Below are 15,404 nucleotides of genomic sequence, written 5' to 3' on the forward strand. Positions count from 1 at the left end.
CGGTATCAGCCGACGGGAACCGTCGCGTCGGGGCCGATCCACTGGTCGAGGAGGTGGTCTATCGCGCCGGTGGCCAGTTGGGTGGCCAGGTATGCGTTGAGGGTGGTGGACAGGACCGGGTCATCCTTGCGGACCAGCAGGACCTTGCCGAAGGAGTCGAAAGGCTTGTCCGGGTGCAGGACCTGGAGGCCGGGGTGCTGGCGGACTCGGTAGCGGCCCTCGACGGCGTCGGTGACGAAGACGTCGGCCCGGCCCTGCTCGATCTCGTCGAAGATGGTGAGATTCTCCGGCCAGCGGGTGAGTTGGGCGTCCGGGAAGTTCGTGCGGGCGAATTCCTCGTTGGTGCCACCGCGATTCGCGATCACGCGCACCTCGGGGCGATTGATCTGGTCGATCGTCGAGTAGTCGGTGCCGTTGGCGCGGCGGGTGATCGGCGTTTTTCCGTCGGTCCCGTAGGTGAGGGAGAAGTCGGCGTAGGCGCGGCGGGCGGGCTGGTCGGAGATGCCGCCGACCGCGATATCGCAGTGGCGCTCAGCGAAATCCGTCTTCATCGTCGCCCAGGTGACCGGAACGAACTCGACCGGCCGACGGAGCATGTCGGCGAATCCGCGCGCCAGATCGATATCGATGCCGCGATATCCGCCAGCATCGGCTATCGAGTACGGCGGGTAGTCCCCCGGCGTGCACACGCGCAGTGCGTTCGCCTCGTCGGCTCCCGCCGGAATCGCCGGCGCCACAAGGACTGTCCACCCGGCAAGCAATACCGCGCCGATGCGGCCGAACAGCCGCGTCCCTCGCATCGCTCAGTTCTCGTTGCGCGCCTTGGGGAATCGCTTCTGGTTGGCCACCCAGCCCGCCATCTTGGTCCAGTGCGACTTGCGCGGGGTGACCACGGAGGTCAGCTCGCGGTCCCACTCGTCGGCCTCGGTGAGCCCGTCGACGGTCGCGACGAGTTCCTTCGCGGTGGCCAGGTCGGCGACGACGCGGTCGCCGAGGATGCCGTCGGCACCGACCAGCGTCACCCGGACACCGGCGCGGCCGACGGGCTGCAGCACGGCGGTGGCCGAGCCGTCGTGATCGGCGACGAATCCCTTGACGGACTCCACGAGGGCGCCCGACAACTTCACCGGGGCAGTGGCGGCATGAGCACTCATGGCAAGGAGTTTACCGGCCAGTAGCAAACGGTCCAGTCGCTGTGCCGAATTGTCGGTGTGCGTGGTTGCCCGAGCTCCTCCCCCGGCTGATGCTGCGTCGAAGGTGTACAACAGATCTCATGCGTGCGATCCAGGTATCCGAACTCGGTGGTCCCGAAGTACTGAAGTACGTCGAGGTGCCCGATCCGCAAATCGGCCCTGATCAGCTGCTCGTCGATGTCCAAGCGGTAGGCATCAATTTCATCGACACCTACATTCGCACCGGCCGTTACCCCCAGGACGTGCCCTACATTCCCGGCTCCGAGGCCACCGGCGTGATCGCCGAGGTCGGCGCGAACGTCACCGAGTTCGCCGTCGGCGACCGGGTCGCCTGGGCGACCGGGCCCGGCAGCTACACCGAGCGCGCCGCGGTGGACGCCGAGGTGGCCATCGCGGTGCCCGACGATGTCGACCCGACGGTCGCCGCCTCCGCGCTGCTGCAAGGCATGACCGCGCACTACCTGCTCGAAACGATCTACACACCGCAGCCGGGCGAGTCCGTCCTCGTGCACGCGGGCGCGGGCGGTGTCGGCCTGATCCTGACCCAGCTTGCCGTGGCCCGCGGCGCCCGCGTGATCACCACGGTGTCGTCCGACGTGAAGGAAAAGCTGTCCCGCGAGGCGGGCGCCGCCGAGGTGCTTCGCTACGGCGACAACCTCGCCGACCAGGTACGCGCGCTCACCGACGGCATCGGCGTCGCGGCGGCCTACGACGGCGTCGGCGCGGCCACCTTCGAGGCCAGCCTGGCCTCGCTGCGCGTGCGCGGCATGCTCGCGCTCTTCGGCGGCGCCAGCGGCCGCGTGCCCCCATTCGACCTGCAGCGCCTCGCCAGTTCCGGCTCGCTGTTCGTCACCCGCCCGACCCTGGCCAACTACGTCCGCGATCGTGCCGAATTGCTCTGGCGCGCAACAGATGTCCTCAACGCCATGGCCAGCGGCACCCTGAAGATCCGCGTCGGCGCGACCTATCCCCTCGCCGAGGCCGAACAAGCCCACCGCGATCTCGAGGCGCGCAAGACAACCGGCTCTATCGTCTTGATCCCCTGACCGCACGCCTTCTGATTCCCCACACCACGACTCGCCGCACCAACACGCGTGCGGCTCGGGGCGCGTCCGGCCGAGCCGCTAGTAGTCCAGGCCGGTCAGGCCTCGGTAGATGAAGCGGGTCAGGCCGTCTACGGCTTGTTTGTCGGTCAGCTCGACGGCGCCTTCTTCGACGGCCTGCACCATGCTGGTGGTGAGTAGGAACATCATCGCCAGACTGGCGTCGGGGGTGCTTGGCAGCGTCAGCCCGCGCGGCCCGAAGCCGTCAAGGTGATTGGCGATGTCGCGACGTTGCTGGATCGCGAACTGACCTGCCTGCCTGGCGAATTCGTCGTTGATCAGGGCCGCCTGCTGGATCGATCGGAACACCGCCCAGTGCTGCCTTGCCGCGACCCAATATTCCTCGACGTGGAAGCGGATCGCCGCCGGATCGGTGAAGTCCGGGTTGTGGCCCGGTCCCTCCGCCGTCACATCGCTTTGCGCCGCAACGTCGTTCAACAGCGCCTGGAGTAGCTCTTCCTTGCCCGCGAAATGGTTGTAGAACGACCCGGCCGCGCGGCCAGCCGCTGTCGTGATGTCGACGATCTTGGTGTTCAGGTAGCCACGCTCGGCGAACAGCCGTAGGGCCGCCGTCTTCAGCGCGAGCTCGGTTTCGGCCGACTTCTCTTTGCGACTCATCGACACCTGCACCCACCTCCTTGACAGGGAACGTACCAACTCTCATACTGAATTTACATTCACTGAATTGAAGTTCATATAGGAGGAATCGTGCAGGACCAGGTACTCATCGCAGGCGCCGGGCCGACCGGACTGACCCTCGCGCTCGAACTGGCCCGCCGGAACGTTCCAGTACGCGTCGTCGACAAGGCCACCGAGTTCTTCGCTGGCTCACGCGGCGACGGCATCCAGCCCCGCACCCTCGAAGTGTTCGACGACCTCGGGGTCATCGACGCGGTGCTGGCCGCGGGCATCCCGGCGCCGATCACGCGGGCCTACCTCGGCGGCGAGTTCGTCGGCGAGCGCAGGATCTGGGAGCCGATCGACCCGACGCCCGCACTCCCCTACCCCAATCCATGGATGCTCGGGCAGTCGCGGACCGAGGCGATCCTGCGCGATCGGCTCGCGGAATTCGGTGTCCAGGTCGAACTCGGCACAGCGCTGACCACCTTCACGCAGGACGCGACCGGCGTCACCGCGACCTTGACCCACGACGACATCGAGGAAACCGTGCGCGCCGCCTACCTGGTCGGCGCCGACGGCGGCCGCAGCACGGTGCGTAAGGCGCTGGGTATCGCGTTCGAGGGCAGCACCGACGAATCGCTGCGGATGCTGCTCGGCGATGTCCGCGCCGACGCGCTCGACCATGAGTTCGGCTACTGGTTCGCCGGTGCCGATCGGCCGATGGAGGGAATCGCCATGTCTCCCCTGCCCGGTGGCCGCCAATTCCAGTTCGCGGCCCCGCTGACCGGCGACGCCGAGCCGACCCTCGAAGTGCTGCAGGAGTACGTCGACCGCTACTCCGGCCGCACCGACATCACGCTGACCGACCTGACCTGGGTGACCGTATGGCGGCCGAATGTCCGCCTGGCCGAACGATTCCGGGACGGCCGCGTGTTCCTGGCCGGTGACGCGGCGCACGTGCACCCGCCGACCGGCGGACAGGGCATGAACACCGGCATCCAGGACGGCTACAACCTCGGCTGGAAGCTGGCCGCCGCGGTCGGCGGCGACGAATCACTGTTGGACAGTTATGAATCCGAGCGCAGGACGGTCGCCGCTCGCGTGCTCGGCGTGAGCTCGGCATTGCTCGACAAGCTGGTCGACGGTGCCGAGGACGCGATGGAACGCGGCCCGGAGACCCAGCAACTGGACATCAGCTACCGCGACCTGGCCGATCGCCGTCCGCTCGTGGTGGGTGATCGCGCCCCGGACGCACCGCTGAAAGATATGGCGGGCACTGCGATCCGACTGTTCGACCTGTTCCGCGGCCCGCACGCGACACACCTGTACTTCGGCGAAACCGGCGAACTCCCCGCCGATCCCGAGGCATACGCGGTGATCCGGCCCGGCGCCACCGCCATCGGACGACACGTCATCGATGTCGAGGGTCACGCGTTCGCCGCGTACCACGCGGTCGACGGAACCAGGGTCACCGTCCGGCCGGACGGCTACCTCGGCGCGATCAGTTGAGGAAGCTGCCCAGGGTGTCCCAGCCGAGCACCGAATCGACCGCGAGACCGCAGAACACCACGGCGAGATAGTTGTTCGACTGCAGGAACAGCCGCAACGGCTTCACCGATTCGCCGCGCCGCACGCCCGAGTACAGCTGGTGCGCCATGAGCAGGAACCACGCTCCGGCCACCAGCGCGACGGCTGTGTAGACCACTCCGGCCGCGGGAGCCAGGGCCAACGTGGTGAGCACGGTGAGCCAGGTGTAGATGACGATCTGCTTGGTCACCACCTGCTCGGTCGCCACCACCGGCAGCATCGGCACGCCCGCCGCGCGGTAGTCCTCCTTGTAGCGCATGGCCAGCGCCCAGGTGTGCGGCGGCGTCCAGAAGAAGATGACGCCGAACAGCGCGATCGCGGGCCAGCCGATGCCGCCGGTGGCCGCGGACCAGCCGACCAGGGCTGGCATGCAGCCCGCGGCGCCGCCCCACACCACGTTCTGTGAGGTGCGGCGCTTGAGGCCGAGGGTGTAGACGAAGACGTAGAACAGGATTGTCGCGACGACGAGCACACCGCTGAGCAGGTTCGCCTGCCACCACAGCCAGGCGAACGAGGCGAGGCCGAGCACGACACCGAACACGAAGGCGTGCGAGGTCGGCACCGCCTCCCTGGCCAGCGGGCGCTTCGCGGTCCGCTTCATCACCTTGTCGATATCGGCGTCGGCGACGCAGTTCAGGGTGTTCGCGCTGGCCGCGCCCATCCAGCCGCCGAACAGCGTCACCAGGATGAGGCGGATGTCGATATGCCCTCGGTCGGCGAGCAGCATCGTCGGAATCGTCGCGACGAGCAGCAGTTCGATGACCCGCGGCTTGGTGAGCGCGATATACGCGAGCACCCGCCGCATCAGTCGGGACGGCAGGCCCGGCCCCGTGAACCGGTCGGCCAGCGCCGTCGGAGCGGAGCCGTGCGCGTCACTGCCACCCGGCTGTTGCCCAATCCGCACTGTTTCTCCTCGCACGCTGTGCATCGCATCCGGCATGGACCAAGCAGCACGCTCGGTCCCGCAGAGCTGGATGCGCGAGAGCTGGACCTTCGCCCGCCTCGGCGCCCCTCAGCCGTGCGGCGCGGCTACTACTACAGAGGATGGTAGACCCCGCCGCGCTCGGTGCTCGCATAGCCCCACACAACAACATTCGGAGTGTGATCCACCTGACCAAGCGATTCATATCCCGACCCGCCCCCCACAAAGCGAGTCTTACGAGCGCGTTCGCGGCCCGTCTCGCGTCCGAGTGGTCGAAGCGCATGCGCCGCAGGCGCGAGTCTCGACCACTCGGACGTGAGGCCCACCCGTCACCCGACCACCGCCCCTCATCGAATCGCTGCGCGATGCTGATACACGGGCCGCGAACACGCCGCGCCCGCGCGGCAAATAAACACAGGGTTCCCCTCGTGCCGCTCAGCGTGCACATCTAGGGTGGTTGGGTACACACCCGGTATGCACGCGCAGCTGCCGTGCGTTCACCGCCGCCAGTTTTGCCGCCGTCGACGAAACCAATGTCAGGAGAACCTCGGTCGTGTCAGTCACAGACGACATCCGCGCCCTCACTCAGCCGAATCACCCGGACGACTGGACGGATCTGGACACCAAGGCCGTCGACACCATCCGAGTGCTCGCCGCGGACGCGGTGCAGAACGCCGGAAACGGGCACCCTGGCACCGCGATGAGCCTGGCGCCGCTGGCGTACTCCCTCTATCAGCGCACGCTGCGCATCGACCCGAGCGATCCGAGCTGGGTCGGCCGGGACCGTTTCGTGCTGTCCTGTGGTCATTCCAGCATCACCCAGTACATCCAGCTCTACCTGGCCGGTTTCGGTCTGGAACTGGACGATCTGAAGCACCTGCGCAAGTGGGGCTCACTCACCCCGGGCCACCCCGAGTTCCGGCACACCGACGGCGTCGAGATCACCACCGGCCCGCTGGGTCAGGGGCTGGCCTCCGCGGTCGGCATGGCGATGGCCGCCCGCCGCGAGCGCGGCCTGTTCGATCCGAACGCCGCGGCAGGCTCCAGCCCGTTCGACCACTTCATCTACGTGATCGCCTCCGACGGTGACATGGAAGAGGGCGTCACGTCCGAGGCGTCCTCGCTCGCCGGCACCCAGCAGCTCGGTAACCTCGTACTGATCTACGACGACAACAAGATCTCCATCGAGGACGACACCACCATCGCGTTCACCGAGGACGTCGCCAAGCGCTACGAGGCGTACGGCTGGCATGTCCAGGTGGTCGAGGGTGGCGAGGACGTCGTCGCCATCGAGTCCGCGCTGGCGGCCGCCAAGGCGGAGACCGATAAGCCGTCGATCATCGTGCTGCGCACCATCATCGGCTACCCGGCGCCCAACAAGATGAACACCGGCGCCGCGCACGGTGCCGCCCTCGGCGCGGACGAGGTGGCCGCGACCAAGAAGATCCTCGGCTTCGACCCGGAGCAGAGCTTCGAGGTGGCCGACGAGGTCATCGCGCACACCCGCAAGGCGATCGAGCGCGGCAAGCAGGCGCACGCCGCGTGGCAGCAGCAGTTCGACGCGTGGGCGAAGGCCAACCCGGACAACAAGGCCCTCTTCGATCGGCTCGCCAAGCGCGACCTGCCCAAGGGCTGGGCGGAGAAGCTGCCGACCTACGAACCGGATCCGAAGGGTGTCGCCACCCGCAAGGCGTCCGGCAAGGTGCTCGCCGCGCTCGCCCCGGTGCTGCCCGAGCTGTGGGGCGGCTCGGCCGACCTCGCCGAGTCCAACAACACCACCATGTCCGGCGAGGGCAGCTTCGGCCCGGAGTCGATCTCCACCGGCATGTGGAAGGCCAACCCGTACGGGCGCACCCTGCACTTCGGTGTGCGCGAGCACGCCATGGGCGCGATCCTCAACGGCATCGCGCTGCACGGCCCGACCCGTCCGTACGGCGGCACCTTCCTGGTGTTCAGCGACTACATGCGTCCCGCGGTGCGCCTGGCCGCGCTGATGCGAGTCCCCGCCATCTACGTGTGGACGCACGATTCCATCGGCCTCGGTGAGGACGGCCCGACGCACCAGCCGATCGAGCACCTCGCCGCGCTGCGCGCCATCCCCGGCCTCAACGTCGTCCGACCCGGCGACGCCAACGAGACCGCCTACGCGTGGCGCACCATCCTGGAGCGCGACAGCAGCGAGCACACCTCGCACTTCTCGGTGTCCGAGCAGCCGCACCAGGACGGCCCGTCCGCGCTCGCGCTGACCCGCCAGGATCTGCCGATCCAGGAGGGCACCAGCTACGAGGGCGTCGCCAAGGGCGGCTACGTGCTCGCCGAATCATCCACGGGCACTGCGCAGGTGATCCTGATCGCTACCGGTTCGGAGCTCCAGCTCGCCGTCGACGCCAGGACTACGCTGGAGTCGCAGGGCATCGGAACCAGGGTGGTCTCGATGCCGTGTGTGGAGTGGTTCGACGCGCAGGACAAGGCGTACCGGGACGAGGTGCTCCCGCCCGCGGTGCGTGCGCGCGTCGCCGTCGAGGCGGGTATCGCGATGCCGTGGCACCGGTTCGTCGGTGACGCTGGTGAGATCGTCTCGATCGAGCACTTCGGTGCTTCCGCCGACTTCAAGACCCTGTTCCGCGAGTTCGGCTTCACTACGGACAACGTCGTTGCCGCCGCGCAGCGCGCACTCGAGAATGTGAAGGGATAAGCGCTCATGGCACAGAACGCGAATACCGCCGCCCTCGCCGCGGCAGGTGTCTCCGTATGGCTCGACGACCTGTCCAGGGACCGGATCCAGTCCGGCAACCTGGCCGAGCTGATCGAGACCCGCAATGTCGTCGGGGTGACCACCAACCCGACGATCTTCCAGGGCGCGCTCAGCAAGGGCAACGCCTATGACGGACAGCTGAAAGAGCTTGCCGCCCAAGGCGCGGACGCCGACGCTGCGATCCGCACCATCACCACCGACGACGTGCGCGCCGCCTGTGACGTCTTCGCCGGTGCCTACGAGGCGTCCAACGGCGTCGACGGTCGCGTCTCCATCGAGGTCGACCCCCGCTTCGCGTTCGACGCGGACAAGACCATCGCGCAGGCCATCGACCTGTGGAAGACCGTCGACCGGCCCAACCTGTTCATCAAGATCCCGGCCACCGAGGCGAGCCTGCCCGCGATCACCAAGGTGATCGCCGAGGGCATCAGCGTGAACGTGACGCTGATCTTCTCCGTCAAGCGCTACCGCTCGGTGATGGGCGCCTACCTCGACGGCCTGCGCGCCGCCAAGACCGCAGGCCACGACCTCGGCAAGATCCATTCGGTCGCTTCGTTCTTCGTGTCAAGGGTGGACACCGAGATCGACAAGCGGCTCGAGGCGATCGGCACCGACGAGGCCCTCGCGTTGCGCGGGCAGGCCGGAATCGCCAACGCGCGCTTGGCCTATGCCGAATACCAGGACGTATTCGACGGCGGCAAGCACACCTCCACCTACAACAACCTCGGTGCCGCGGGCGCGAATCGGCAACGGCCGCTGTGGGCTTCGACCGGTGTGAAGAACCCGGAGTACTCCGACGTCATGTACGTCACCGAGCTGGTCGGCAAGAACACGGTGAACACGCTGCCGGAGAAGACCCTGGAGGCCGTCGCCGATCACGGCGAGATCCGCGGCGACACCGTCAGCGGCACGGCCGAGGCCGCCCAGGCAGTCTTCGACAAGCTGTCGGCCGTCGGCATCGACCTGGACGACGTGTTCGCGGTATTGGAGACCGAGGGCGTTGACAAGTTCGAAAAGTCGTGGGCGGAACTGATTTCCGCCACCACGGACGAACTTTCCGCGGCCGGGAACAACTGACAACGATGGCCGGCCCCAAAACCCCGACCTGGCAGAACCCGCTGCGCGACGAGCGGGACAAGCGGGTTCCGCACATCGCGGGCCCGTGCAGCGTGGTGATCTTCGGTGTCACCGGTGACCTGTCTCGGAAGAAGCTGATGCCGGCCATCTATGACCTCGCGAACCGGGGGCTGTTGCCTCCCGGTTTCGCGCTGGTCGGCTTCGCCAGGCGGGATTACGCGGACGAGGACTTCGCCAAGGTGGTGCTCGACTCGGTGAAGGCACACGCCCGCACTCCGTTCCGCCAGGAGGTCTGGGACCACCTGGCCGAGGGAATCCGTTTCGTGCAGGGCAGTTTCGACGACGACACGGCCTTCGCTACCCTCGCGGACACCCTGGCGAAGCTGGACAAGGACCGCGGCACCGGCGGCAATCACGCCTTCTACCTGTCGATTCCGCCGAACATGTTCCCCGTGGTGCTGAACCAGCTCTCCGAGCACGGACTCGCGCAGCCGACCGCCACCGACGCCGCGGGCCGTAAGCCGTGGCGGCGGGTGGTGATCGAGAAGCCGTTCGGGCACGACCTGGAAAGCGCCCAGGAGCTCAACGCACTGGTCAACGGCGTGTTCCCGGAGGAGACGGTCTTCCGCATCGACCACTACCTCGGCAAAGAGACGGTGCAGAACATCCTGGCGCTGCGCTTCGCCAACCAGCTCTACGACCCGATCTGGAACGCCAACTACGTCGACCATGTGCAGATCACCATGGCCGAGGACATCGGATTGGGCGGGCGCGCAGGCTATTACGACGGCATCGGCGCCGCGCGCGACGTGATCCAGAACCACCTGCTTCAGCTGCTCGCGCTCACCGCGATGGAGGAGCCGATCAGCTTCCAGCCCAAGCAGTTGCAGGCCGAGAAGATCAAGGTGCTCTCGGCCATCAAACTCGTTGAGCCGCTGGACGAGACCACTGCACGCGGGCAGTACGCGGACGGCTGGCAGGGCGGCGAGCAAGTGGTCGGGCTGCTCAACGAGGAGGGTTTCGACCCGGAATCGCGCACCGAGACCTATGCCGCGATCACCCTCGAGGTCGACACGCGCCGCTGGGCGGGTGTGCCGTTCTACCTGCGCACCGGAAAACGCTTGGGGCGCAGGGTCACCGAGATCGCGGTGATGTTCAAGCGGGCGCCGCACCTGCCGTTCGATCAGACCATGACCGAGGATCTCGGGCAGAACGCGCTGGTCATCCGGGTGCAGCCGGACGAGGGCATCACCACTCGGTTCGGGTCGAAGGTGCCGGGGTCGAGCATGGAAGTGCGCGACGTCAACATGGATTTCAGCTACGGCGAGGCGTTCACCGAGTCCTCCCCCGAGGCATACGAGCGCCTGATCCTCGACGTGCTGCTCGGGGTGCCGTCACTGTTCCCGGTGAACGCGGAGGTCGAATTGTCCTGGGGCATCCTCGATCCGGTGCTCGAGCGCTGGGCCGAAGAAGGTAAACCCGAACCGTACGAGGCGGGCACCTGGGGTCCGTCATCGGCCGACGAGATGCTCGCTCGCACCGGGCGCGAATGGCGGCGGCCATGATCATCGACATTCCGAACACCACCACCGGCGAGGTCACCAAGCGCATCGTGGCGCTGCGCGAGAGCAACGGCGTGATCACCATGATGCGGGTGCTCACCCTGGTGGTGTGCACCCTTGACAGCTCCGAGGCGGAGGATGCCATCGACGCCGCCAACGACGCCAGCCGCGAACACCCTTGCCGGGTGGTCGTTTTGGCGCGCGGCGATCGCGATGCCGAGACCCGGCTCGATGCCCAGATCCGGGTCGGCGGTGACGCGGGCGCGGCCGAGGTGATCGTGCTGCGGCTGCAGGGCGAGCTGATCAATCACGAAAGCAGCGTCGTCATCCCGTTCCTGCTGCCGGACACCCCCGTGGTCGCCTGGTGGCCGCGCGGCGCCCCGGAGTTCCCGTCCAAGGATTCGGTGGGCCGCTTGGCGACTCGGCGCATCACCGACGCCACCTTCGCCGCCGACCCGCAGGCCGCGATCAAGAAGCGGCTCGGCTCCTATGCCGCCGGTGACACCGATCTGGCCTGGAGCCGGATCACCTACTGGCGCGCGCTGCTTGCCGCCGCGATGGACGAGCCACCCTTCGAGCCGGTGCAATCGGTGCTGGTCTCCGGGCTGCGCGACGAACCGGCGCTGGACACCCTGGCGGGCTGGCTCGCCATCCGGCTCAACTGCCCGGTGATCCGCCGCTCCGGCGCGCTGCGGGTGGAGATTCACCGGCCGTCGGTGTCGGTCACGATCGAACGACCGCAGACCGGGCGCACCGCGACGCTTACCCGCACCGGTGATCCTGATCAGCGAATCGCGTTGGCACGCAGGGAAACCCGCGACTGTCTTGCCGAGGAGCTGCGCAGGCTGGACGCCGATGAGATCTATGCCGAGGCGCTCGCCGGAATCGAGAAGGTGACCTATGAGTGAGTCAGCGAGCGACACCGTCGAAGTCCACATCGATACCGAATCGCTTGTTGCCGCAGCGGCGGCACGGTTCGTTGATGTGGTCGTCGCCGCCCAGGCCGAGCGCGGATCCGCGTCGGTCGTGCTGACCGGCGGCGGCACCGGCATCGGACTGCTCGAACTGGTCCGCAAGTCGCCCGGTGACATCGACTGGTCTCAGGTCGACTTCTTTTGGGGCGACGAGCGTTTCGTGCCCGCCGGTGACCCGGAGCGCAACGACCTCCAGGCCCGCCAAGCCCTGCTCGACCACGTCCCCGTCGACCCGTCCCGGGTGCATCCGGTAGCGGCCTCCGACGGCGAATACCCCGACCCGATCGAGGCCGCCGCCGAATACTCCACGGCCGTCCACGCCTACCTCGCCGAACACGGCTCCTTCGACCTGCACCTGCTCGGCATGGGCGGCGAAGGACACATCAACTCCCTGTTCCCGCATACCGACGCGGTCCGCGAAGAACACGAACTCGTTGTCGCCGTAACGAATTCGCCGAAACCCCCGCCGGTCCGAGTCACCCTCACCCTCCCAGCCATCCACCGCACCCGCCACGTGGTACTGATCGTCGGCGGTGCCGCCAAAGCCGAAGCCGTCGCCGCCGCCATCTCCGGCGCCGACCCGGTCGACATCCCCTCCGCAGGCGCACTCGGCGCCGAATCCACCACCTGGCTCCTTGACCAAGACGCCGCCTCAGCCCTCCAACTGCCCGACTGAACCCCACGTTCCATCGCCCGGCGAGGCGGGTCGCCAAACGGGACTTGGTGGCGCCAAAGTTCGAGAAGGCGCTCCACCATGTCCCGTTCGGCGCACCGCCGCAGGGTTACTGCCCGCCGAGCGGGACATGGTGGAGCCGAATGCCCAGCGGCAGCGCGGCGCTCGGACTGGCTGTGCGAGCCGATTTCGCGTTACTTCTGGTGGCCGGACCTGGCGCATCCGCTGCAGCAAAGGCGTGCGGTGATCGCGGCGATAGCCGACCATTCGCACGGCACGAGTTGATCTGACGGGAATTAGTCCGGCCAGAGCCTCGATGACGCGCAAAATCATCGGATGACCGTTAAGCTGGCGCGAATGAGCGAGCGGGACGCGAACCCCGGATCCAGTCCGGGCAAGGTTCTTGACGATCGGTTTCGGGCGGCGGTCGGTGCGCTGACGCCGGGGCAGGCGGCGGTGGATGACATCGCGCCTGGGATTACCGGGGCGACGCTGCTGGAGTTGTTCGAATCCCAGGCGACGAGTCGGCAGCTGGATCTGGCGGCGCGGCAGTTGGGCGCGAGTAAGCGCGGGTACTACAGCATCGGGTCGTCGGGGCATGAGGGGAATGCGGCGCTCGGGGTGGCGCTTCGGGTGACCGATCCCGCGTTGCTGCACTACCGGTCCGGCGCGTTTTTCGTGCAACGCACCCGGCGGGTGCCCGGCCTCGATCCGATCCGCGACGTGCTGCTCGGTGTCGTCGCCGCGGCGGCGGATCCGATTTCCGGTGGGCGGCACAAGGTCTTCGGCAGCAAGCCCGCCGCCATCATCCCGCAGACCTCGACCATCGCCTCCCACCTTCCCCGCGCCGTCGGCCTCGCCTTCGCGATCGATCGTGCCGCGCGGCTGGGTGTTTCGAGTGAGTGGCCGTCGGATGCGGTGGTGCTGTGCAGTTTCGGCGACGCGTCGGCCAACCATTCCACCGCGGCGGGCGCGATCAACGCGGCGATTCACACTGCCCGCCAAGGCGTTCCGCTGCCGATCCTGTTCCTCTGCGAGGACAACGGCATCGGCATCAGCGTCCCGACTCCCGCGGATTGGATCCAGCAGGCCTACGGCTCCCGCCCGGGCCTCGAGTACTTCGGCGCCGACGGCTGCGATCCCATCGACGCACTCACCACCGCGACCGCGACCGCCGCCTGGGTCCGCGAACACCGCAAGCCCGCCTTCCTGCACATGCGGACGGTCCGGCTGATGGGCCACGCCGGTTCCGACGTCGAGGCCGCCTACCGCAGGCCCGCCGACATCGCCGCCGACCTGCTCCGCGACCCGGTAACCGCGACCGCCCGCCTGCTGGTCGCGACCGGAGTCGCCACGCCAACCGAGGTGCTCGAACGCTACGACAGCATCGCCGACCGCGTCGCCACCATGGCCGAAATCGTCTGGCGCGAACCGAAATTGACCTCCGCCGCCGCGGTAATGGCGTCCCTCGCCCCCGCCCATCCAGCGCTGGTGCGCGAGGACGTCCTCCGCGTCGACGCACGGCACGACGACCCGGCGACATCCACGGCGCGTATGACCGCGGCCGACGCCGACGCACTGCACACCGATACCGCACGTGCCGCCGCGGCGCCACAAACCGCGGCACAACGCGCTGGCCTACAGCGCGATTCCACTGTCCGCGAGGCGAATAGCGATGCGCTGAACGCGGATCCGGTGACCCTGGGGCAGGCGATCAACCGCACACTGGCGAACCTGCTGACCCGCGACCCCGACGTGCTCGTCTTCGGCGAGGATGTCGGCCGCAAGGGCGGCGTGTACGGCGTAACCAAGGGTCTGCAAAAGCAATTCGGCAAGCGCCGCGTCTTCGACACCTTGCTCGATGAACAGAGCGTGCTCGGCACCGCACTCGGCACCGCGCTCGCCGGTTTCATCCCGATCCCCGAAATCCAATACCTGGCCTACGTGCACAATGCCGCCGACCAGTTGCGCGGCGAGGCGGCCACCCTGTCGTTCTTCTCCGATGGGCGCTACCGCAATCCGATGGTGGTCCGCATCGCCGGTTACGCCTACCAGAAGGGCTTCGGCGGCCATTTCCACAACGACAACTCCATCGCCGCCCTCCGCGACATCCCCGGCCTCATCGTCGCCTCCCCGTCCCGCGCCGACGACGCCGCCGCCCTCCTCCGCACCTGCGTGTCCGCCGCCCGAGTAGACGGCCGCGTCTGCGTCTATCTAGAACCCATCGCCCTCTACCACACCCGCGACCTCCACGAACCAGGCGACAACGCTTGGCTCGCAACAACTTCCGACACCACCCACGCCGAAATCGGCAAGGCCCGCGTCTACGGCGACGGCACCGACCTCACCATCGTCACCTTCGCCAACGGCGTCCCCATGAGCCTGCGGGTAGCCCGCCGCCTGGCCGACCGAGGCATCCGAACCCGAGTCCTCGACCTCCGCTGGCTCTCCCCCCTCCCCCTCGACGACCTCCTCCAACACGCCCGAGCCACCGGCCGAGTCCTCATCGCCGACGAAACCCGCCACAGCGGCGGCGTTTCCGAGTCCCTCTGCGCCGCCCTCATAGACGCGGGCTTCGAAGGCCGCATCGCCAGAATCACCAGCGAAGACACCTTCGTCCCCCTGGGCCCCGCCGCCGACACCATCCTCCTCGACGAAACCAAAATCGAAACCGCCGCCGGAAAACTCCTGACGGAGTAACCATCGACTCCCGCTAGCCGACCTCCTCACGCGGTGAAGCACAGGCAAACCTCACACCCACGGACAGAAATCTGCACCCTGACTCGGGAGCCGCACCCGGAATAAGCCTCTATTCTCAGGCGGATTCAGGGAGTCATTGCAACACTGTTGATCAGGGAGTGTTGTGATGACTCCCTGAATCCGCCCCAGAATAGGCCTCTATTCCCAGTGCGGATCCCGAGTCAGGGTGCGGATTTT

Annotated in this window: 12 protein-coding genes; 8 read left to right on the top strand and 4 right to left on the bottom strand. The window is 67.6% G+C overall.

Annotated features, from left to right (window positions below; translation table 11 throughout):
• Positions 1-5 precede the first annotated feature (5 nt).
• A complete protein-coding gene (locus tag OG203_RS09440; protein WP_405165297.1) occupies positions 6-800 on the bottom strand; it encodes a transporter substrate-binding domain-containing protein in 795 nt (264 codons plus the stop codon).
• 3 nt (positions 801-803) lie between these two features.
• Positions 804-1,154 (bottom strand): hypothetical protein, encoded by a 351-nt coding sequence (locus OG203_RS09445; RefSeq protein ID WP_405165298.1) that lies wholly within the window; start codon positions 1,152-1,154, stop codon positions 804-806.
• Positions 1,155-1,273: 119 nt separating this feature from the next.
• On the opposite strand from OG203_RS09445, the gene OG203_RS09450 reads away from it, so the two are divergent.
• Positions 1,274-2,239: a quinone oxidoreductase family protein gene (locus OG203_RS09450; RefSeq protein WP_405165299.1), complete on the top strand. Its 966-nt coding sequence runs from the start codon at positions 1,274-1,276 to the stop codon at positions 2,237-2,239.
• Between the two features lie 78 nt (positions 2,240-2,317).
• On the opposite strand, the gene OG203_RS09455 is transcribed toward OG203_RS09450, so the two are convergent.
• The gene (locus OG203_RS09455; protein WP_405165300.1) at positions 2,318-2,914 is read right to left on the bottom strand and encodes a TetR/AcrR family transcriptional regulator; all 597 of its coding nucleotides are present in this window, start codon (positions 2,912-2,914) and stop codon (positions 2,318-2,320) included.
• Between the two features lie 90 nt (positions 2,915-3,004).
• Between OG203_RS09455 and OG203_RS09460 the strand changes: the two genes are divergently transcribed.
• Positions 3,005-4,426 carry an FAD-dependent monooxygenase gene (locus tag OG203_RS09460; protein WP_405165301.1) on the top strand — a complete coding sequence of 474 codons (1,422 nt, stop codon included), beginning with the start codon at positions 3,005-3,007 and terminating at the stop codon, positions 4,424-4,426.
• On the opposite strand, the gene OG203_RS09465 is transcribed toward OG203_RS09460, so the two are convergent.
• On the bottom strand, positions 4,419-5,408 hold the full coding sequence (locus OG203_RS09465) for a heme o synthase (protein ID WP_405165302.1): 990 nt from the start codon (positions 5,406-5,408) through the stop codon (positions 4,419-4,421). The genes OG203_RS09460 and OG203_RS09465 overlap by 8 nt on opposite strands.
• A gap of 571 nt (positions 5,409-5,979) precedes the next feature.
• Here OG203_RS09465 and tkt point away from each other — a divergent pair.
• From tkt to OG203_RS09495, 6 genes are all read left to right on the top strand, one after another.
• Positions 5,980-8,121 (top strand): transketolase, encoded by a 2,142-nt coding sequence (gene tkt, locus OG203_RS09470; protein WP_405165303.1) that lies wholly within the window; start codon positions 5,980-5,982, stop codon positions 8,119-8,121.
• 6 nt (positions 8,122-8,127) lie between these two features.
• On the top strand, positions 8,128-9,258 hold the full coding sequence (gene tal / locus OG203_RS09475; protein ID WP_405165304.1) for a transaldolase: 1,131 nt from the start codon (positions 8,128-8,130) through the stop codon (positions 9,256-9,258).
• Between the two features lie 5 nt (positions 9,259-9,263).
• The gene (zwf, locus tag OG203_RS09480) at positions 9,264-10,823 is read left to right on the top strand and encodes a glucose-6-phosphate dehydrogenase (RefSeq protein ID WP_405165305.1); all 1,560 of its coding nucleotides are present in this window, start codon (positions 9,264-9,266) and stop codon (positions 10,821-10,823) included.
• Complete coding sequence (gene opcA, locus OG203_RS09485) at positions 10,820-11,728, top strand: glucose-6-phosphate dehydrogenase assembly protein OpcA (RefSeq protein ID WP_405165306.1); 909 nt, start codon at positions 10,820-10,822, stop codon at positions 11,726-11,728. The genes zwf and opcA overlap by 4 nt, the downstream gene beginning before the upstream one ends.
• Positions 11,721-12,470, top strand: a complete 750-nt coding sequence (gene pgl, locus OG203_RS09490) for a 6-phosphogluconolactonase (protein WP_405165307.1) — start codon at positions 11,721-11,723, stop codon at positions 12,468-12,470. Before opcA ends, pgl begins: the two co-directional genes overlap by 8 nt.
• A 354-nt stretch (positions 12,471-12,824) precedes the next feature.
• Complete coding sequence (locus tag OG203_RS09495; RefSeq protein WP_405167810.1) at positions 12,825-15,167, top strand: thiamine pyrophosphate-dependent enzyme; 2,343 nt, start codon at positions 12,825-12,827, stop codon at positions 15,165-15,167.
• The last annotated feature ends 237 nt before the right edge of the window (positions 15,168-15,404 follow it).

Source organism: Nocardia sp. NBC_01499, assembly GCF_045040275.1.
Lineage (GTDB): Bacteria > Actinomycetota > Actinomycetes > Mycobacteriales > Mycobacteriaceae > Nocardia.